The sequence below is a fragment of the Streptomyces sp. NPDC041968 genome (genome assembly GCF_055589025.1).
This window is the reverse complement of record NZ_JBVJCB010000008.1, coordinates 157,914-175,819: the sequence shown is the minus strand read 5'-3', so window position 1 is coordinate 175,819 and position 17,906 is coordinate 157,914. Positions and strand designations below refer to the sequence as shown.

The window sequence follows — 17,906 nt, the reverse complement described above, 5'->3', positions numbered from 1 at the left end:
CACCGTCCACGAGGCGGCGAAGAGGGTGGGGATGCTAACTTAGGTAAGCCTAAGTCGCGATGCCCTCACGTAGGGAGCAGGGAGGCCGTCATGGCAGACCGAGCGGGACGCACGCCGCGCACGCCGCACACCGCCCAGGTCGTCCGCACCGAGCGGCTGACCCCGCACATGCAGCGGGTGGTGCTCGGCGGTGAGGGGCTCGCCGGGCTGCCGGCGGACACCTGCACCGACCACTACGTGAAGCTGCTGTTCGCCGCCGAGGGCGTGACCTACCCGGAGCCCTTCGACATGGAGCGGATCCGCGAGGAGTTCCCCCGGGACCAGTGGCCGGTGACCCGGACGTACACCGTGCGCCAGTGGGACGCCGAGCACCGCGAGCTGACCCTGGACTTCGTGATCCACGGCGACGAGGGACTGGCCGGCCCCTGGGCGCGGCGCGTCCAGCCGGGCGAGACCGTCCGCTTCATGGGCCCCGGTGGCGCCTACGCCCCCGATCCCGCCGCCGACTGGCACCTGCTCGCCGGTGACGAGAGCGCGCTGCCCGCGATCGCCCGGTCCCTGGAGGCACTGCCCGACGGCACCCGCGCCTTCGCGTTCATCGAGGTCGAGGGCGCTGAGGAGGAGCAGAAGATCGACTCCGACGTGGAGGTCGTCTGGCTGCACCGCGGGGGCCGTCCGGTGGGGCAGGCCCTGGTCGAGGCCGTACGCGCGCTGGACTTCCCCGAGGGCCGGGTGCACGCCTTCGTGCACGGCGAGGCGGCCTGCGTGAAGGAGCTGCGCAAGCTGCTGCGGGTGGAGCGCGCGATCCCCCGCGAGGACCTCTCCATCTCCGGCTACTGGCGCCTCGGCCACAACGAGGACGGCTGGCAGGCCTCCAAGCGGGACTGGAACGCCCGTATCGAGGCCGAGCAGGAAGGCGCCGCTCCGGCCGCGTGACACCCCGCACGGCGCCTCGCCGCGGGGGTCCTGCCGGCGCGGTCGCGCGGCGCACGCTTCATGGCACCGCCCGGCCCGCACGGGCTCGACGCGTCCGGCGTGCAGGGCGTCCGGTGCGACCGGCGCACGGCCCGGCGGCCGCGTGGCGAGGACAGCGCGCAGCACCGGCGGATCGTCCCGCGCCGGATTCCGGGAGACACGGCGCTCAGTCCCCGCGTACGCGCGCGTGCAGGTGCATGTCGTGCCAGCCGTCGGGATGGAGCAGGGCGCTGCGCTTGGTGCCCTCCAGGGCGAAACCGGCCTTCCGGGCGACCCGGCAGGAGGCCTCGTTGGCGACGGCGTGGCTGAGTTCCAGGCGCTGGAAGCCGATCCCGTCCAGGGCCCAGCGGGCGAGCGTCCGGGTGGCGCGGGCGGCGACGCCCCGGCCGCGGGCCGCCGCCGTCGTCCAGTAGGCGACCTCGGCCACCCCGTCGCCGAGCTGTATCTCCCGCAGCGCGACCCGGCCGAGCAGCCGTTCACCGGCCGCGTCGGCGACGGCCCACTGGACGGCCCGCTCGTGCTCCCAGGCCTGCTGCCACTCGGCGATCCAGCCGCGCACCTCCTCCTCGGACTCGGCGGTACGGATGTGCCACTGGTGCATCACCGGGTCCTGGAAGGCCGCGTGGACGGCGGGCGCGTCCTCGGTGCGCCAGGGGCGCAGCACCAGTCCGTCGCCGGTGGGGATCGTGGGCTGCGGGTCACGGGAGAGGGTGCCGGCGGGCAGCACCGGGCGGGTCAGATAGGGCATGGTCCGCATCCTGCCAAGACTCCGGACGCCTGGCCGGGAGTTTTCCGGTGCCGCCCGGCGCCTCGTACGCTGGCAGACGATGAGACGCCGTACACCTCCCCCGCCCTCACCCCTTCCGCAGCGCGACGGAATCGATCCGGTGCGGGTGCGGCTGCCCCCGACCGGGCCGTGGTCCACGGTGCGGGAGCACCTGGCGGAGCGGCTCTCCGGTGCGGGCGCCGACGTCGTGGACGGGATGTTCGACGCCGGGCTGTTCGTGGGGGCGGACGGACGGGCGGTGCCGGCCGACGCGCCGTACGAGCCGGGGCTGTTCGTCTGGTTCCACCGCGACCGGCCGGCCGAGGTGCCGGTCCCGTTCCCCCTGGAGATCGTGTACCGCGACGAGCACATCGTCGTCGTCGACAAGCCGCACTTCCTGGCCACCACTCCGCGCGGCGGCCACGTCACCGAGACCGCGCTCGCCCGGCTCCGCAGGGAGCTGGGCATCCCGGCGCTCGGCGCCGCGCACCGCCTGGACCGGCTCACCGCCGGCCTCGTCCTGTTCACGGTCCGCCCCGAGGAGCGCGGCGCGTACCAGGGCCTGTTCCGTGACCGGCGGGTGCACAAGGAGTACGAGGCCGTCGCGCCGTACGAACCCGCGCTCGCCCTCCCCCGGACCGTACGCAGCCGCATCCTCAAGGTGCGCGGGGTCCTGGCCGCGCAGGAGATCGAGGGGGAGCCGAACGCCGTGAGCCGCGTCGAGCTGATCGCCCACCGTCCGGGACCGGACGGGGAGCTGGGGCGGTACCGGCTGGTGCCCGGCACCGGGCAGACCCACCAGCTGCGCGTCCACATGACCTCGCTCGGCGTGCCGATCCTCGGCGACCCCCTCTACCCCGAGGTGACCGCCGCCGTGCCGGCCGGTGACTTCCGGCGCCCGCTGCAACTGCTGGCGCGAGAGCTGGGCTTCACCGATCCGGTCACGGGGCGGGAGCACCGCTTCCGCAGCGGCCGGTCCCTCGACGCCTGGACCGCGTACGGGGACTGGGCGGGCCGTCAGTAACCGCGCCACCAGAGCAGGAAGCGCTGCCAGGCACCGCGCGGCCGGGGAGGCTCCGGTACCGGCTGGGGCTGCGCGGCCGCCACCGACACGGGCTCGGGCTGTCGCGGCGGGGCCTGCGGCGCGAGCCGCTCCTCCGGGCGCGGGGTGCCGACGTGCCAGGCGGTGCGCTGGGCCGGGGCCGGGGCGTGGCTCGGCTGCTGCCTGATGTCCTGCTGCGCCTTGGGCTCGAACCGTACCGGCAGCTCCACCAGGTGCCGCGACGCGATCGACGACCGCCACTGGAGCTCGTCCTCGGCGCAGTCGAGCTGGACGTCCGGCAACCGCATCAGCAGCGCGTCGATGCCGGCGTCGGCGATGGCCCGCCCGATGTCCTGGCCGGGGCACTCGTGCGGGCCGCCGCCGAAGGCGAGGTGGGCGCGGTTGCCCTGCATGCTCGCCGCCAGGTCGGGACGGATGCGCGGGTCGACGTTGCCGGGCGCGATGCCGAGCAGCAGCCCGTCGCCGGCCCGGATGCGCTGGCCGCCCAGCTCGGTGTCCTGCTTGGCGAAGTAGGCGAAGACGGTGCTGAACGGCGGCTCGTCCCACAGGGACTGCTCGACCGCCTCGAAGACCGTCATCTGGCCGCCGCTGAGCTGGGCGCGGAAGCCCGGGTGGGTGAGCACCACGCGCAGCACGTTGCTGATGAGGTTGACGGTCGCCTCGTAGGCGGCGAGGAGCACCAGCCTCAGGTGCTCCCTGACCTCGTCGTCGCTGAGCCCGGCCGGATGGGTGACGAGACGGCCGGCGATGTCGTCCTCGGGCCGCTCCCGGCGCTCGGTGCTGAGCCGTCCCAGGGACTCCATCAGGTAGGCGTGGCTGGCGATGGCGGTGTCGGTGCCCTTGAGCGTGTCCCGCGCCGCCTCCACCATCCGGTCGTTGTACTCCTCCGGCATGCCGAGGAGGTGGCACATCACCCCCATCGGCAGGTGCTCGGCGAACTGGCCGACGAGGTCGGCGCGGCCCTCCTCGCAGAACCGGTTGACGAGGCGCTGGGTGTAGCGCTTGATGTGGCGGCGCAGCTCCCGGTAGTCGAGGCCGGACATGGCGCCCATGACGGCACCGCGCAGCCGCTTGTGCTCCTCGCCCTCGGCGTGCGAGCAGATGGGCTGCCAGGCGATGTGAGGCATGAGCGGGTGGTCGGGCTTGACCATGCCCTCGTTGAGCGGCGTCCAGATGCGGCTGTCGCGGCAGAACTGGGCGGGTGTGCTCACCATGTGCAGGTTCTCGGCGTGGCCGAGCACCACCCACATCGGCACGTCGTCGTGGAGCAGCGCCGGCGCCACCGGTCCGTGCTGCTCGCGCAGCTTCTCGTACAGTTCCTCCAGGTCGTCCGCCTCGTGCAGCCGGTGCAGTCCGCCCGGTCCGAGGCCGTGCGCGGGACAGCCGGGCGGCGGTTCGAGCAGGGGTTCGCCCGTTCCGGTCGGGGAGTGGCGTTCAGGCGTCACAGTGTCGCTCCGCAACAGAGGTGTGGGTTCAGGGGTGGGGGTCCGGGTGGGGTCGGCCGCGCCCGGTCAGGTGAGCGCGCCCTTCATGGCGAGGGCGTGCAGGAAGCGCATCAGGGTGAGCAGGACGTCGCGGCTGGAGGCCCGGCGCCGTACGTCGCAGTCGAGGATGGGGATCTCCTCGGGCAGGTCCAGGGCCGTCCGCAGCTCGGCGACGGGATAACGGGGCGCGTCGGGAAAGGTGTTGACGGCCACCACGAAGGGCACGCCACGCTCCTCCAGGCGCCCCATGACGTCGAAGCTGACCTCCAGGCGGCGGGTGTCGACGAGCACCACCGCACCGAGGGCACCTTCGAACAGGCCGTTCCACAGGAACCAGAAGCGCTCCTGGCCGGGCGTGCCGAAGAGGTACAGCACCAGTTCGTCGGTGATGCTGATGCGGCCGAAGTCCATGGCCACCGTGGTGGCCGTCTTGGACGCGGAACCGTAGTTGTCGTCGACCCCGATGCCCGCCTGGGTCATCGTCTCCTCGGTGGTCAGTGGTCTGATCTCACTGACCGAGCCGACCATGGTGGTCTTGCCGACTCCGAAGCCGCCCACGATGACGATCTTCACGGCGGCCTCGGCCGTGTGCGGCAGCCGGTCCTCCGTCCTCGGGCCCGGGATCGTGTCAGAGTCTTTGAAGTCCATGCATCACCGCTTCGAGGAGGGTTCGGTCGGCGACCTTCTGGCGGACGATCGGGGCGCGGGCCTGCACCAGTTCGGTGGCCAGGAGGTCGGTGAGCAGCACGGACACCACGCTGAACGGCAGGCTCAGGTAGGCCGACAGCTCGGCTACGGACAGCGGGGCGACGCACAGCCGCAGCAGGGCGGCCTGTTCCGGGGTGGCGGACACCGGCGGTTCGGCGCGTGCCACGATGAGGGTCACCAGGTCGAGGTCGGCGCGCTCGCCGCCCCCCTCGCCGCCGATGACGAACAGCCGCTCGGGGTTGGGTGTCGCGCCTTCCTTGGGAGGCGGATCGGGGGCGGAGGCCGCGGCGGACGGCTGCTGCCCCGGGGATCGCCTCTGGCGTTGGGGAGGAGTCATACGGTCTGCCCGTTGCGCCGGGCGGGACTGGTGAGATGGGGCCCGATCCGGGCGACCAGGTCCGCCATGCTGAGGCCCATCCGGCCGGGCTCGCAGCGGACGTCGGAGAGCACGGCGAGGTAGGCGTTGGGGCCGGCGGCCATCAGGTAGAAGTAGCCGCCGTTCATCTCGATCAGAACCATCTTCATGTCGCCGTCGCTGGTCGGGATCTCCTGGGCGACCGCGCCCGCCAGGCTCTGCAGGCCCGCGCAGGCGGCGGCGACCCGGTCGGCGGCGTCCGGATCGCCGGAGTAGCGCGCGATGCGCAGACCGTCGGCGGACAGCACCACGATCATCTCGATGCCCGGAACACCGTCATAGAGATCCTTGAGCATCCAGTCGAACTTGCCTTGCTGCTCGATCACTTGAGGTTCCCCTCGTCGTCGGCCGGGGCATGGGCCGGCTCGTTGCTGCTGGACTGCTGGTGGGCCTGGGTGATGCCCGGGTACTGCTTGAGGCCCTCCCAGAAGGCCCCGATCCAGTGGCCCGGCGGGAGTTGCTCGGTCTCCTCCTGCGCGGGCTCCGGGGCCGCGGGGGCCGGGATGCCCTTGCGGACCCGCTCGGCGGCCAGACGGGCCTCGCGCTCGGCGTCCTCCCGCTCCCACTGCGCCTGTTCGGCGAGGCGCTGGCTGAGCGGCATCTTGACCCGGCTGCGGCGCTGCGGCAGGCCGCCGGCGGTCCACTCGGTGACCTCGGGAACGTCGTCCTCCAGGGAGACGCCGGCCGGGATACGGGGGCTGGTGGGGCGGCGCTTCTTGGGCCGGCGCTCGGGGCCGGGCAGGGCGTCCGGGCCGGGGGTGGGGATCGAGGTGGCGCCGATGCCGTGGGCGAGTCCGACGCCGGGCTCGGTCGTCATCATCTTGCTCGGCACGATGAGGATGGCCCGGACCCCGCCGTACGCGGAGGCGCGCAGCGAGACGTCCATGCCGAACTGCGTGCACAGCCGGCCGACGACGGACAGGCCCAGACGCGGATGGTGGGCGAGGTCCTGCACGTCGGTGCCGCGCTTGGCGTCCTCCAGCAGGCCTTCGATGCGGGCCCGGGACTCCTCGCTGAGGCTGACGCCGGCGTCCTCGATCTCGATGCAGACGCCGCTCTGCACCTCGGTCGCCGTGACGTGCACCTTGGCGCCGGGCGGTGAGTAGCGGGTGGCGTTGTCGAGGAGCTCCGCCGCGGCGTGGATGACCGGTTCGACGGCGGTGCCCTTGATGTTGACCTTGGCGATGGAGGCCAGGTTGATCCGGCCGTACTGGAGGATCCGGGACATCGCGCCGCGCAGCACGCTGTAGAGCGCCACCGGCTGGGGCCACTGGCGTCCGGGCCGGCCGCCGCCGATGACGGAGATCGAGTCGGCGAGGCGGCCGATCAGCGCGGTGCCGTGGTCGATGCGCAGCAGGTCGTCGAAGACCTCGGGGTTGCGCCCGTGGTCCTCCTCCATCTCACGGAGTTCCTTGTTCTGCTGGTGCACGATCGCCTGGACGCGGCGGGCGATGTCGACGAAGGAGCGCTCGGCGGACTCGCGCATGGAGTCCTGGTGGTCGACGATGTCGCACACCATCCGGATCAGCTTGCGCTGGGGCTCGCCGAGTTCGGCGTAGGCCGGGTTGACCTCGGGCAGGCGGCGCATCACCTCCTCCGGTGTGCTCCCCGTGCGCATGAAGTCCAGGATGTCCGGCAGGACCACTTCGCCGAGGTGCACCATCTCCTCGTGGTGGCTCGCCACCCGGTGTTCCAGATACGCGGTGTGACGGGCGTGCTCGGCACGCAGGGTGCGCAGCGCACGGCCGCGGCGCACCGTCTCCGACGCCGCCACGATCACCAGCAGCGTGGCGAGGACGCCGCAGAGGCCGACGGCGAGCCGGGCCGGTTCCGTCACCAGGGCGACGGCGGCCCCGGTGGCCGCGGCCATCAGTATGGCCGGCAGCAGGAGCGTGCGCGCGTACGGAAGTTCGCTGCGACCTGGAGGGGAATCAACACTCACCATGTAGGCCCTCTGAAAACGAATCGGCGGGGATGGGGGAGCTTGCGGCGGGGTATCTCTGGGAGGTGCCGGCACCTTCGGCACATTGGGAACAAGCGCGCGAATACACCTCAACTCGGTGCGCTGCGGGCGAGCTTAGTCCGAGGGGATCATCGCCGTGTCATATTCAGCAAGCACCTGAAACGGACACCGGAGCTGGAGTAGCCTCGGACCCATTTGCACGCCCCGGCACCATTCGAACACATGGAGTAATGCCCTCCGAGCATGCGAAGGCGACTCACCGTGACGAGTGAAAGAGGCGCGCGGGGCCTCGCCCGGGACGCGAAGAGGCCCGGCGGATGACCGCCGGGCCCCGGATGCGCTTCGGTCAGCCCACGGACGAGTAGGCGACCACCCCGCGCAGCAGTCCGTCGACCGCCTTGCGCGCGTTCTTCGGCACCGTCGAGCCCTCCCGGGGCGCGGCGGCCGAGATCTGGCCGAGGACGTCGATGACCTGCTTGCACCAGCGCACGAAGTCACCGGCCGGCATCTCCGCCTCGCGCAGCACCTCGTCCAGGCCCTTGCCGGACGCCCACATGTACGCGGCCCAGGCGAAGCCGAGGTCGGGCTCGCGCTGGCCGACGCCCTCGGTCTGGCTGATCCGGAAGTCCTCCTCCAGGGCGTCCAGGCGGCCCCAGATGCGGACGGTCTCACCTAGCGCGGCCTTGGCCTTGCCGGAGGGCAGCTTCGGCGCCATGGCGTCGTCGGCGGCCCGCGACTCGTAGACCAGCGCGGAGACGCAGGCGGCCAGTTCGGCCGGGGAGAGTCCCTCCCAGACGCCCTCGCGCAGGCACTCGCTCGCGAGCAGGTCCAGCTCACCGTAGAGCCGGGCGAGGCGCTTGCCGTGCTCGGTGACCTCGTCGCCGCGCAGGTAGTCCATCTCCGTCAGCAGCGCCACGATCCGGTCGAAGGTGCGGGCGATGGTGTTCGTCCGGCCCTCGATGCGGCGCTCCAGCTGCGAGGTGTCGCGCATCAGCCGGTGGTAGCGCTCGGCCCAGCGGGCGTGGTCCTCGCGGTCGTCGCAGCCGTGGCAGGGGTGGGCGCGGATCGCCTTGCGCAGCTGGGCGATCTCCCGGTCGTCGGCAGCTTGGGAGCGCTTCTTACGGGCCCGCTCCGGCGGGATGTGCCCGGCCTTGGTGCGCAGCGCGGAGGCGAGGTCGCGACGGGACTGCGGCGAGCGCGGGTTGAAGGACTTCGGGATGCGCATCCGCTCCAGCGCCTCGACCGGCACCGGGAAGTCCATCGACGCCAGCCGCTTGACCTGGCGCTCCGCCGTCAGCACCAGCGGGCGGGGCCCGTCGTGGTGCTCGAAGCCGCGGTGGCCGTTGGACCGCCCGGCGGGCAGCCCGGGGTCCAGCACCAGGGCGAGGCCGGCGTACTTGCCCGTGGGGACGTGGATGACGTCGCCGGGCTTGAGCTTCTCCAGCGCGACGGCGGCCTCGGCGCGCCGCTCGTTGGCGCCCTGCCGGGCCAGCTCGTTCTCCCGGTCCTTCAGCTCCCGGCGCAGCCGCGCGTACTCCTCGAAGTCGCCGAGGTGGCAGGTCATGGAGGCCTTGTAGCCGTCGAGGCCCTCCTCGTTGCGCTGCACCTGCCGGGAGATGCCGACGACCGACTTGTCCGCCTGGAACTGCGCGAAGGACGTCTCCAGCAGCTCCCGGGAGCGGTGCCGGCCGAACTGCTCGACGAGGTTGACCGCCATGTTGTACGACGGCCTGAAGCTGGAGCGCAGCGGATACGTGCGGGTGCCGGCCAGTCCGGCGAGGTGCTCGGGGTTCATGCCGCGCTGCCACAGCACGACGGCGTGCCCCTCGACGTCGATGCCGCGCCGCCCGGCCCGGCCGGTGAGCTGTGTGTACTCGCCGGGGGTGATGTCGGCGTGCTGCTCGCCGTTCCACTTGACGAGCTTCTCGAGCACCACCGAACGGGCGGGCATGTTGATGCCGAGGGCGAGGGTCTCGGTGGCGAAGACTGCCTTCACCAGGCCGCGGACGAACAGCTCCTCGACGACCTCCTTGAAGGTCGGCAGCATGCCCGCGTGGTGGGCCGCGATGCCCCGCTCCAGGCCCTCCAGCCACTCGTAGTACCCCAGGACGTGCAGGTCCTCGGCCGGGATGGAGGACGTGCGCTCCTCGACGAGGGAACGGACCCGCTCCCGGGCGTCCTCGTCGTTGAGCCGCAACCCCGCGAACAGGCACTGCTGGACGGCGGCCTCGCAGGCGGCGCGGCTGAAGATGAAGGTGATCGCGGGCAGCAGCCCTTCGGCGTCGAGCCGCTCGATGACCTCCGGCCGGCTCGGCGTCCAGATGCGGGAGCGCTGCCGGCGCTCCCGCTCCCGGTCGGCCTCCTTCATGGCGCGGCCGCGCCTGCGGTCCTGGTAGGACGGGCGACTCGCCTCCAGGCGCGCCATGCGCGTGAGGTCGGGGTTGACGGCCCTCTTGCGGCCCTCGCCCTCCTCGAACAGGTCGTACATCCGGCGGCCGGCGAGCACGTGCTGGAACAGCGGCACGGGCCGGTGCTCGGAGACGATCACCTGGGTGTCGCCGCGCACGGTGTCGAGCCAGTCGCCGAACTCCTCCGCGTTCGACACGGTCGCCGACAGTGACACCAGGGTCACGGATTCGGGGAGGTGGATGATCACTTCCTCCCATACGGCCCCGCGGAAGCGGTCGGAGAGGTAGTGCACCTCGTCCATGACCACGTACCCGAGACCGAGGAGGGTCTGGGAACCGGCGTACAGCATGTTCCGCAGGACCTCGGTGGTCATGACGACGACCGGGGCGTCGGAGTTCACGCTGTTGTCGCCGGTGAGCAGGCCCACGCGGTCCGCGCCGTAGCGGCGGCACAGGTCGGCGTACTTCTGGTTCGACAGGGCCTTGATGGGTGTCGTGTAGAAGCACTTCTTGCCCTGCTCCAGGGCGAGGTGGACGGCGAACTCGCCGACGATCGTCTTGCCGGAGCCGGTGGGCGCGGCCACCAGCACGCCCTTGCCCGCCTCGAGCGCCTGGCAGGCCTCGATCTGGAAGGGGTCGAGGCCGAAGTCGTACATCTCGCGGAAAGCAGCGAGCGCGGTGGCCTGCTCGGCGGCCCGCTGACGGGCTGCCGCATACCGCTCGGCCGGAGAGAGATCCTCTGTCATCGTGCTTTCGAGCGTACCGGGCCGCACTGACAACAGGACGATCATTATCGGGATCGGTCCTGTGAGGGGTTCCGGGGGAGATTCCGCAGGCCGTGCCGTGGGGCGGCGACGCACGCCGTCACCGCCCCGGTATGCCTCAGGTCACGTCGTCGTAGCCGTTGACCCGGTCCTTCGTCGCCTGCTCGGGCAGTGCGCGGGTCGTGGTCACGGGCTCGATCTCACCGATCGCCTCGGGGGTGAGGTCCAGCTCGGAGGCCTCGTCGTCGTCGGGCTCCAGCGCCTCACGGCGGGCCCTGCGGCGGTCGTTCAGCAGCGAGACGGCGACCGCGACGAAGTACAGGACCCAGATCGGCCCGGCCAGCGCGATCATGGTCAGCGGGTCCGTGCTGGGCGTGGCGATGGCGGCGAACAGCGTGATGCCCATGATCATGCCGCGCCACCAGCCGACCATGCGCTTGCCGGTCAGCACGCCGGTGAAGTTGAGCATCACCAGCAGCAACGGCAGCTCGAAGGAGAGGCCGAAGACGACCACCATGCGCGTGACGAGGTCGAGCAGGTCGTCCAGCGGGAGGAGGTTGTCGACACCGAACGGCGTGAACTCGATCAGCACCTTCGCGGTGGTGGGCAGCACCACGTAGGCGAAGTAGGCGCCGAAGAGGAAGAGCGGGGCGCCCGTGGCCACGAAGGCGTAGGCGTACTTCTTCTCGCTCTTGTGCAGGCCCGGGGCGACGAACGCCCAGAGCTGGTAGAGCCAGACCGGCGAGGCCAGTACGACACCCGCCATCAGTGACACCTTCAGCGCCAGCGTGAAGGGGCCCAGCAGACCGTTGATGGTGATCTGCGCGCACGGCTCGGAGTCGGTCGACGACTTGGCCAGCTCTTCGAACGTCTTCGTGCAGCCGACCGAGTCGAGGACCGGGTCGGTGAAGAAGTTGATGATGTCGTTGTAGAAGAAGGCGGCGACGACGGTGACGGCGACGATGGCCAGCAGCGCCTTCGCGAGCCGGTTGCGGAGCTCACGAAGGTGCTCCGCGAGGGGCATCCGCCCCTCGGGGTCCCTCTCCTTGGTGGTGCGGGCAGACTTCAGCAACCCACGTTCCCATCTCGTGCGGCGGGCCGGAGGTCACCGGCCCTGTGTCAGCGCTTGGTCGTGTCCGTCGGCTCGGTGACCGGCCGGGAGCTGGTCACGTCGCCGGGGGCGGCCTGGATGGTGCGCTGTGCAGCGGCCTGCTCGGGGGTGGGCGGGTCGGCGGGGGCGGCGTCGTCGGACTTGCCCTCGCTCTTCATCGCCTTGGCCTCGCTCTTGAGGATGCGCGCCGACTTGCCGAGCGACCGCGCCATGTCCGGAAGCTTCTTCGCGCCGAACAGCAGGATGATGACGACGAGGATGAGAATGATCTCGGGGGCGCCGAGCCTTCCGAACATAAGTCTTTACCTTCTCACCGAGGCGGCTGGGTGGGGGTGCTGTCCGACCGGCCGGACATATGTCCGATCGATCGCCTTGTGCAGCGATCGTAACGCTCAGGGGTAAACGTGAGGCAATCCCCGTGCGTACTCCCGTCCGCGGCCGGGCCTCGTTTTCCGGACCGCGACCAGCAGCGTACCCCCCGGTACCTGTGAGGTGACAGGGCGAAGTGCCCCGAAACGCGACACGCACGCGTCCGTCCGGCCACCCCCGCGGGTCCTCGCCGGCGTTCAGCGCTTCACAGCGCGTCCACGGCGCGGGCGGCACTCTCGGTCGCGCGCTCCAGGTCGTCGGCGGCCCGGCTGATCCGGCGGGCCGAGTCGGTCACCTGCCGTCCCAGGCGCTCCGCCTCCACGAACACCTTCACGGCGAGCACCGCGAGAACGGCGAGACCCAGGAAACCCACGGCAACCGCGAACATCGGCCAGAACATGGAGCCGAGCCTAGACCGTCGCGCCTCGGGTCCCGAAACGCCGGTACCAAAGCCGCTAGACGGTGGGGTGCAGCCGCAGGGTCCTGACCCCGCCGCCCGTGAGCAGTTCCACGACCCGCTCCCCCGCCGGCTTGCGGACCGCGGAGCCGCACTCGGGGCACGTGAACGAGTAGAAGGTGGTGCGGCTCGTGGCGCCGATGGCGAGGCGCAGGGCGCTCGCGGCGAGTTCGAAGCGGCCGCGGCAGTCGGGGCAGCCCGCCTTGAACACGACCGGGGACACCCGCCTCATGCCGGCGAACGCGGACGCCGCCGTGATGCCCGGCACCGCCGGTCGCGTGGACTCGCTCACAGCGCTCGCTCCTGCCTGTCGTGGGACCCGGCGCCCGGTCCGTCGTGCACCTCGGCCGCCTCGATCCCGTCGTACGCCGCCAGCGCCTCGCGGGCCACCCGCCGGGCGCTGGCGGCCAGCTCGGGCGGGGAGACGATCCGCCCGTCGCGCCCGAGCCGCAGCGCCAGCCGCCGCAGGGACGCCGGGTCGGGGGTGCGCAGGGTGATGCGCAGTCCGCCGTCGGCCAGCTCCTCCGCACTGTCGTGGGGGTAGTACTCGGCGACCCAGCGCCCGCCGGGGCCGACCTCCACCACGACCTCCGGGTCCTCGGCGGCGGGCTGCACCAGGCCTTCGGAGAGGTCCCGCAGCTCCACCTCGGGCGGCGCGGAGGGCTCGTCCAGGATGCGGATCTCGGCGACCCGGTCGAGCCGGAAGGTGCGCCGGGCCTCGGACCGGCGGCACCAGGCCTCCACGTAGGTGTGCCCCACGCTGACCAGCCGGATCGGGTCGATCTCGCGCTCGGTCAGCTCGTCGCGCGCCGGTGAGTAGTAGCGGATCCACAACCGGCGGCGCTCGGAGATCGCCCGGTCCACGTCGGCGAAGACACCGCCCTCGGACTCGAAGGTGACGGACAGGCGCGAGCTGGCGCCCGCGGCCTCACCGGCCGAGGTCTCCACCTTGGCGGTCGCCCGCAGCAGCGCCTGCCGGTCGCTCTCGCGCAGGCCGGGCAGGGTCGCCACGGCCCGGGCCGCGACGAGCAGCGCGGTGGCCTCGTCCGCGGCCAGCCGCAGCGGCTCGGCGGCGTCCGCGCCGAGGGCGGCGGGGTTGTGCCACCAGATGCGCTCACCGTCGGTGTCGATGTCCAGCAGGTCTCCGCCGCGGAAGCTGGTGCCGCACATGGGCAGCACGTCGAGGTCGGAGACCAGCTCGTCCTCGGTGATGCCGAAGGCGCGCGCGACGTCCTCGACGCGGGCGCCGGGGCGCTCCCGCAGATACGTCACCAGGGACAGCATCCGTCGGGTCTGGTCGATGGCGTTCACGGGCCTGACCGGTTTGCCTGCCACTGTGTTGTCCGCTCCCCCTCAGCCCTTGGCCACGGCACGCAGCCGGTCCACCACGTCCGCGCGCAACTCCGCGGGCTCCAGCACCACCACGTCCGGTCCGAACTCCACCAGCCAGGCGTCCAGACCGTGCCCGTACGGGATCTCCAACTCGTCCCAGCCGTCGCCGAGTTCCCGCACCGCCGTGGCCTTCGCCCGAAGGGGGTAGCCCGCGCCCGTGCGCAGCCGGATCCGCGCGGAGCGGTCGGCGGTCTCCCCCGCCCAGCTCGCGACCGTCTCGCGGACGGTGACGACGTCGGGCACGGGGGCGGTGAACCGCGCGCCGCGCGAACGGACCTTGCCGGTGATCCTGGACAGCCGGAAGACCCGCTCGGCGCCGCGGTCGCTGTCGAACCCGGCCAGGTACCAGTGGCCGCGCCAGCACTCCAGCGCCCAGGGCTCGACGTGCCGGACCTCGGGCTGGGCCGCGTTGGCCTTGCGGTAGTCGAAGACGACCGGGCGGCGGTCCCGGCAGGCCAGCATCAGCGGCTCGAAGGCGGCCTCGTGCACCGGGATGCGCGGCTCCAGCGCGCTGTGCGCCTCGTACGGGTCGACGTCCTCGGGCAGCCCGGCCGCGCGCAGCTTCTGCAACGCGCCGCTCGCGGCGCCGGCCAGCCTGGCCTGCTGCCACACCTTGGCTGCCAGACCGAGCGCGGCGGCCTCCTCGGCGTCCAGGGTGATGGGCGGCAGGCGATTGCTGTCGCGGCGGGCCAGGTAGCCGACCTCGCCGTCGAGGCTCTCGACGGTCTCGATGACGAGCCCCAGCTCCCGCAGGTCGTCCTTGTCCCGCTCGAACATGCGGTTGAAGGAGTCGTCGGAGCCCGCCGTGCCCTGGCCCGACCGGGACGCCTCGACGTAAGCCTCGATGGAGTCACGCAGCTCACGCTTGCTGAGGGGCCGCCGCGTCCCGAGCAGACACAGCGCCAGGTTCATCAGCCGCTCGGCCTTGGCAATGGCCATCGACGCCCTTCTCCCTATGGTGCTTACGACGGATGACCGTACCGCCCCGGAGCGGCGCGGCAAAAGCCGAGGGCCCATGCCCGAGCAGGCATGGACCCTGGATGACCGGCTCTGATCACTGTCCGTTCGGACGTCGATCAGACTCCGAGCAGATCGACCACGAAGATCAGCGTCTCGCCGGGCTTGATGGCCGGGGTCGGGCTCTGGTTGCCGTAGGCGAGGTGGGCCGGGATGGTCAGCTGACGACGGCCGCCGACCTTCATGCCCTGCACGCCCTGGTCCCAGCCCGCGATGACACGGCCGCCACCGAGCGGGAAGCGGAACGGCGCACCGCGGTTCCAGCTGGCGTCGAACTCCTCGCCCGTGCTGAACGCCACGCCCACGTAGTGGACGGTCACGGTCTGACCGGCCTCCGCGACCGGGCCGTCGCCCTCCCAGATGTCCTTGATCTCGAGGTCCGCCGGGGGCTCGCCGCCCGGGAAGTCGACCTCGGGCTTGTCGATGCTCACGTGTTCAGCTCCTGCTTGTGTACGGAAAGGCAACGGGCCAAGTCTTACATCACCGAGGGGTCACATCTTCGCCAGGATGTCGACGGAGAAGACCAGCGTGGAGTCCTTCTCGATGCCGCTGCCCTGCGGCGGGTTGTCGCCGTAGCCCAGGTCGGGCGGGATGACGATGAGGACGCGGCTGCCGACCTTCTTGCCGGTCAGACCCTGCGACCAGCCCTTGACGACCTGCTGGAGCGAGAACGACGTCAGCTGCTTCCTGGCGTACGTGGAGTCGAACTCCTTGCCGCCGTCCCACACCACGCCCTTGTACTGCACGAGCACGCTGTCCTGGGCGCCGACCTCGGGTCCGTCGCCCTCCAGGACGTACTCGGCCACGAGCTTCTTCGGCGCGTCGGCCTTGGGCACCTCGATGGAGGGCGCCTTGCCGTCGGTGTTGGTGCCGACCTCGGGCAGGGCCGCGTCGTCCTGGGGGACCTTCTCGCCCTTGGCGGAGCTGTTGGCGTTGAAGGTGTCCTGGACGTCGACCACGAACACCAGGGTGTCGGTGCCCTTGATGCCCGCCTCCTCGTTGCCCTGCTGGCCGTAGCCCCAGGTGGGGGGCACGGAGAACTGGACCCGGCTGCCGGTCTTCCTGCCCGCGAGCGCGTACCGCCAGCCCTCGATGATGCTGCCCTGGGCGAGCTGGATGACCAGCGGGGTCTTGCGGTCGTAGGAGTTGTCGAAGACCTTGGCGCTGCTCCAGATCTGGCCGAGGTAGTTGGCGATCACGAAGTCGTTCTCGGCGACCGCCTTGCCGCCTCCGGCGATGACGGTCTTCACCGCGAGGTCCTTGGAGGGGTCGCCGCTGCCCTTGGCCACGGTCGGCTTCTCGTCGAACTTCGTGCCCGCGGTGATCGCCGGCAGCGGGCCGTCGACGATCTTCGGGGACGGTGGTGCCGACGTGCCCGAGGCCTCGGGCGAGGCGCTGTCGCCGGTGCTGCTCGAACCGGAGTCGTCGTCGCCGCACGCGGCGAGTGTGACCAGTCCGGCGGGGACGGCGATGAGGAGTGAGCGTCGGCGCACGGTGGGGGCCTCGTTATCGGTGTCGGGTCGATCCTGCGGGACGGGGTGCGCGCAACTCTACGACGCGAGAAGGGCACCGTACGGTTAACGTACGGTGCCCGTGTGGCGTTCCGCCCGCTCGTGCGGGGTGCCCGCCTCGTCCTCGTCCGGCTCACATCCCGGCGATCAGCTTCTCCACCCGGTCGTCCACGGAGCGGAACGGGTCCTTGCACAACACGGTGCGCTGCGCCTGGTCGTTGAGCTTGAGGTGTACCCAGTCGACGGTGAAGTCCCGGCGCTGCTCCTGGGCCCGCCGGATGAAGTCGCCGCGCAGCCGGGCCCGAGTGGTCTGCGGCGGGACGGACTTGCCCTCGAAGATCTTCAAGTCGTTGGCGACCCGGGCCGCCTGGCCCTTCTTCTCGAGCAGGTAGTACAGGCCACGACGGCGGTGGATGTCGTGGTAGGCGAGGTCTATCTGGGCCACCCGGGGGTGCGACATGGTCATGTTGTGCTTGGCCCGGTACCGCTCCAGGAGCTTGTACTTCATGACCCAGTCGATCTCGGTGCCGATGCGGTCGAGGTCCTCGGCCTCGATCGCGTCCAGCGTCCGGCCCCACAGCTCCAGCACCCGCTCGACGGTGCCGGTGCGGATGCCGCGGCGCTCGCAGAAGTCCACGGCCTTCTCGTAGTACTCCCGCTGCACCTCCAGCGCCGAGGCCTCCCGGCCGCTGGCCAGGCGCACCTTGCGCCGGCCGGTGATGTCGTGGCTGACCTCGCGGATCGCCCGGATCGGGTTCTCCAGGGTCAGGTCGCGCATCACCGTGCCCGCCTCGATCATGCGCAGCACCAGGTCGGTGGCGCCGACCTTGAGCAGCATGGTCGTCTCGGACATGTTGGAGTCGCCCACGATGACGTGCAGCCGCCGGTAGCGCTCGGCGTCCGCGTGCGGCTCGTCGCGGGTGTTGATGATCGGACGGGAGCGGGTGGTCGCGGAGGAGACGCCCTCCCAGATGTGCTCGGCCCGCTGGCTGACGCAGTACACCGCACCGCGCGGCGTCTGCAGCACCTTGCCGGCCCCGCACAGCAGCTGCCTGGTCACCAGGAACGGAATGAGGATGTCCGCGAGGCGGGAGAACTCCCCGTGCCGGGCCACCAGGTAGTTCTCGTGGCATCCGTAGGAGTTTCCCGCGGAGTCGGTGTTGTTCTTGAAGAGGTAGACGTCGCCCGCGATTCCCTCCTCGTGCAGGCGTCGTTCGGCGTCCACCAGGAGTCCTTCGAGAATGCGCTCGCCCGCTTTGTCGTGGGTGACGAGCTCGATCACGTTGTCACATTCGGGTGTGGCGTATTCCGGATGCGATCCCACGTCGAGATAGAGGCGGGCGCCGTTGCGCAGGAAGACATTGCTGCTGCGGCCCCATGACACGACACGGCGGAAGAGGTACCGCGCCACCTCGTCAGGCGACAGGCGGCGCTGTCCCCTGAACGTGCACGTGACGCCGTACTCGTTCTCCAGCCCGAAAATGCGGCGGTCCATGACTGAAC

General features: G+C 71.3%; 18 protein-coding genes. 2 read left to right on the top strand and 16 right to left on the bottom strand.

The window, feature by feature from the left end; all coding sequences use genetic code 11:
* Nucleotides 1–90: 90 nt before the first annotated feature.
* Nucleotides 91–936 (top strand): siderophore-interacting protein, encoded by an 846-nt coding sequence (locus tag ACZ6EG_RS20855; RefSeq protein ID WP_391970245.1) that lies wholly within the window; start codon nucleotides 91–93, stop codon nucleotides 934–936.
* Nucleotides 937–1,141: 205 nt separating this feature from the next.
* On the opposite strand, the gene ACZ6EG_RS20850 is transcribed toward ACZ6EG_RS20855, so the two are convergent.
* Nucleotides 1,142–1,723: a GNAT family N-acetyltransferase gene (locus ACZ6EG_RS20850; protein ID WP_391970244.1), complete on the bottom strand. Its 582-nt coding sequence runs from the start codon at nucleotides 1,721–1,723 to the stop codon at nucleotides 1,142–1,144.
* Between the two features lie 79 nt (nucleotides 1,724–1,802).
* Between ACZ6EG_RS20850 and ACZ6EG_RS20845 the strand changes: the two genes are divergently transcribed.
* Entirely contained in the window at nucleotides 1,803–2,765 is a 963-nt protein-coding gene (locus ACZ6EG_RS20845; protein WP_469606444.1) for an RluA family pseudouridine synthase, read from the top strand.
* On the opposite strand, the gene ACZ6EG_RS20840 is transcribed toward ACZ6EG_RS20845, so the two are convergent.
* From ACZ6EG_RS20840 to pafA, 15 genes are all read right to left on the bottom strand, one after another.
* A complete protein-coding gene (locus ACZ6EG_RS20840) occupies nucleotides 2,759–4,249 on the bottom strand; it encodes a cytochrome P450 (RefSeq protein WP_469606440.1) in 1,491 nt (496 codons plus the stop codon). The genes ACZ6EG_RS20845 and ACZ6EG_RS20840 overlap by 7 nt on opposite strands.
* Nucleotides 4,250–4,315: 66 nt before the next feature.
* Nucleotides 4,316–4,936, bottom strand: a complete 621-nt coding sequence (locus tag ACZ6EG_RS20835) for a GTP-binding protein (protein ID WP_391970241.1) — start codon at nucleotides 4,934–4,936, stop codon at nucleotides 4,316–4,318.
* A complete protein-coding gene (locus ACZ6EG_RS20830; protein WP_391970240.1) occupies nucleotides 4,917–5,333 on the bottom strand; it encodes a DUF742 domain-containing protein in 417 nt (138 codons plus the stop codon). Before ACZ6EG_RS20830 ends, ACZ6EG_RS20835 begins: the two co-directional genes overlap by 20 nt.
* Nucleotides 5,330–5,707, bottom strand: a complete 378-nt coding sequence (locus ACZ6EG_RS20825) for a roadblock/LC7 domain-containing protein (RefSeq protein ID WP_370466402.1) — start codon at nucleotides 5,705–5,707, stop codon at nucleotides 5,330–5,332. Before ACZ6EG_RS20825 ends, ACZ6EG_RS20830 begins: the two co-directional genes overlap by 4 nt.
* Nucleotides 5,708–5,733: 26 nt before the next feature.
* Nucleotides 5,734–7,356 carry a sensor histidine kinase gene (locus ACZ6EG_RS20820; protein WP_469606435.1) on the bottom strand — a complete coding sequence of 541 codons (1,623 nt, stop codon included), beginning with the start codon at nucleotides 7,354–7,356 and terminating at the stop codon, nucleotides 5,734–5,736.
* Between the two features lie 364 nt (nucleotides 7,357–7,720).
* Nucleotides 7,721–10,573 carry a DEAD/DEAH box helicase gene (locus ACZ6EG_RS20815; protein WP_079030073.1) on the bottom strand — a complete coding sequence of 951 codons (2,853 nt, stop codon included), beginning with the start codon at nucleotides 10,571–10,573 and terminating at the stop codon, nucleotides 7,721–7,723.
* 91 nt (nucleotides 10,574–10,664) lie between these two features.
* A complete protein-coding gene (gene tatC / locus ACZ6EG_RS20810) occupies nucleotides 10,665–11,618 on the bottom strand; it encodes a twin-arginine translocase subunit TatC (RefSeq protein ID WP_469606431.1) in 954 nt (317 codons plus the stop codon).
* A 47-nt stretch (nucleotides 11,619–11,665) separates the two neighbouring features.
* On the bottom strand, nucleotides 11,666–11,953 hold the full coding sequence (tatA, locus tag ACZ6EG_RS20805) for a Sec-independent protein translocase subunit TatA (protein ID WP_356605909.1): 288 nt from the start codon (nucleotides 11,951–11,953) through the stop codon (nucleotides 11,666–11,668).
* Nucleotides 11,954–12,231: 278 nt separating this feature from the next.
* Entirely contained in the window at nucleotides 12,232–12,426 is a 195-nt protein-coding gene (locus tag ACZ6EG_RS20800; RefSeq protein WP_356605911.1) for a hypothetical protein, read from the bottom strand.
* Nucleotides 12,427–12,481: 55 nt separating this feature from the next.
* A complete protein-coding gene (locus tag ACZ6EG_RS20795; RefSeq protein ID WP_366768256.1) occupies nucleotides 12,482–12,715 on the bottom strand; it encodes a hypothetical protein in 234 nt (77 codons plus the stop codon).
* Nucleotides 12,716–12,771: 56 nt separating this feature from the next.
* A complete protein-coding gene (locus ACZ6EG_RS20790; protein WP_391970237.1) occupies nucleotides 12,772–13,818 on the bottom strand; it encodes a helix-turn-helix transcriptional regulator in 1,047 nt (348 codons plus the stop codon).
* An 18-nt stretch (nucleotides 13,819–13,836) separates the two neighbouring features.
* Nucleotides 13,837–14,814, bottom strand: coding sequence for a helix-turn-helix transcriptional regulator (locus ACZ6EG_RS20785; protein WP_356605916.1), 978 nt, complete (start codon nucleotides 14,812–14,814; stop codon nucleotides 13,837–13,839).
* 137 nt (nucleotides 14,815–14,951) lie between these two features.
* Nucleotides 14,952–15,323 carry an FKBP-type peptidyl-prolyl cis-trans isomerase gene (locus tag ACZ6EG_RS20780; RefSeq protein WP_373906441.1) on the bottom strand — a complete coding sequence of 124 codons (372 nt, stop codon included), beginning with the start codon at nucleotides 15,321–15,323 and terminating at the stop codon, nucleotides 14,952–14,954.
* A gap of 60 nt (nucleotides 15,324–15,383) precedes the next feature.
* The gene (locus ACZ6EG_RS20775; RefSeq protein WP_391970236.1) at nucleotides 15,384–16,385 is read right to left on the bottom strand and encodes an FKBP-type peptidyl-prolyl cis-trans isomerase; all 1,002 of its coding nucleotides are present in this window, start codon (nucleotides 16,383–16,385) and stop codon (nucleotides 15,384–15,386) included.
* A 151-nt stretch (nucleotides 16,386–16,536) separates the two neighbouring features.
* A complete protein-coding gene (pafA, locus tag ACZ6EG_RS20770) occupies nucleotides 16,537–17,898 on the bottom strand; it encodes a Pup--protein ligase (protein WP_052837743.1) in 1,362 nt (453 codons plus the stop codon).
* Between the last annotated feature and the right edge of the window lie 8 nt (nucleotides 17,899–17,906).

Coding starts and splice junctions, on each gene's coding strand:
- ACZ6EG_RS20825 (WP_370466402.1), bottom strand. CDS start 5,707: ATGCTCAAGGATCTCTATGACGGTGTTCCGGGCATCGAGATGATCGTG.
- tatA (WP_356605909.1), bottom strand. CDS start 11,953: ATGTTCGGAAGGCTCGGCGCCCCCGAGATCATTCTCATCCTCGTCGTC.
- ACZ6EG_RS20815 (WP_079030073.1), bottom strand. CDS start 10,573: ATGATCGTCCTGTTGTCAGTGCGGCCCGGTACGCTCGAAAGCACGATG.
- ACZ6EG_RS20785 (WP_356605916.1), bottom strand. CDS start 14,814: ATGGCCATTGCCAAGGCCGAGCGGCTGATGAACCTGGCGCTGTGTCTG.
- pafA (WP_052837743.1), bottom strand. CDS start 17,898: ATGGACCGCCGCATTTTCGGGCTGGAGAACGAGTACGGCGTCACGTGC.
- ACZ6EG_RS20835 (WP_391970241.1), bottom strand. CDS start 4,936: ATGGACTTCAAAGACTCTGACACGATCCCGGGCCCGAGGACGGAGGAC.
- ACZ6EG_RS20830 (WP_391970240.1), bottom strand. CDS start 5,333: ATGACTCCTCCCCAACGCCAGAGGCGATCCCCGGGGCAGCAGCCGTCC.
- ACZ6EG_RS20850 (WP_391970244.1), bottom strand. CDS start 1,723: ATGCCCTATCTGACCCGCCCGGTGCTGCCCGCCGGCACCCTCTCCCGT.
- ACZ6EG_RS20800 (WP_356605911.1), bottom strand. CDS start 12,426: ATGTTCTGGCCGATGTTCGCGGTTGCCGTGGGTTTCCTGGGTCTCGCC.
- ACZ6EG_RS20820 (WP_469606435.1), bottom strand. CDS start 7,356: ATGGTGAGTGTTGATTCCCCTCCAGGTCGCAGCGAACTTCCGTACGCG.
- ACZ6EG_RS20795 (WP_366768256.1), bottom strand. CDS start 12,715: ATGAGGCGGGTGTCCCCGGTCGTGTTCAAGGCGGGCTGCCCCGACTGC.
- ACZ6EG_RS20845 (WP_469606444.1), top strand. CDS start 1,803: ATGAGACGCCGTACACCTCCCCCGCCCTCACCCCTTCCGCAGCGCGAC.
- ACZ6EG_RS20855 (WP_391970245.1), top strand. CDS start 91: ATGGCAGACCGAGCGGGACGCACGCCGCGCACGCCGCACACCGCCCAG.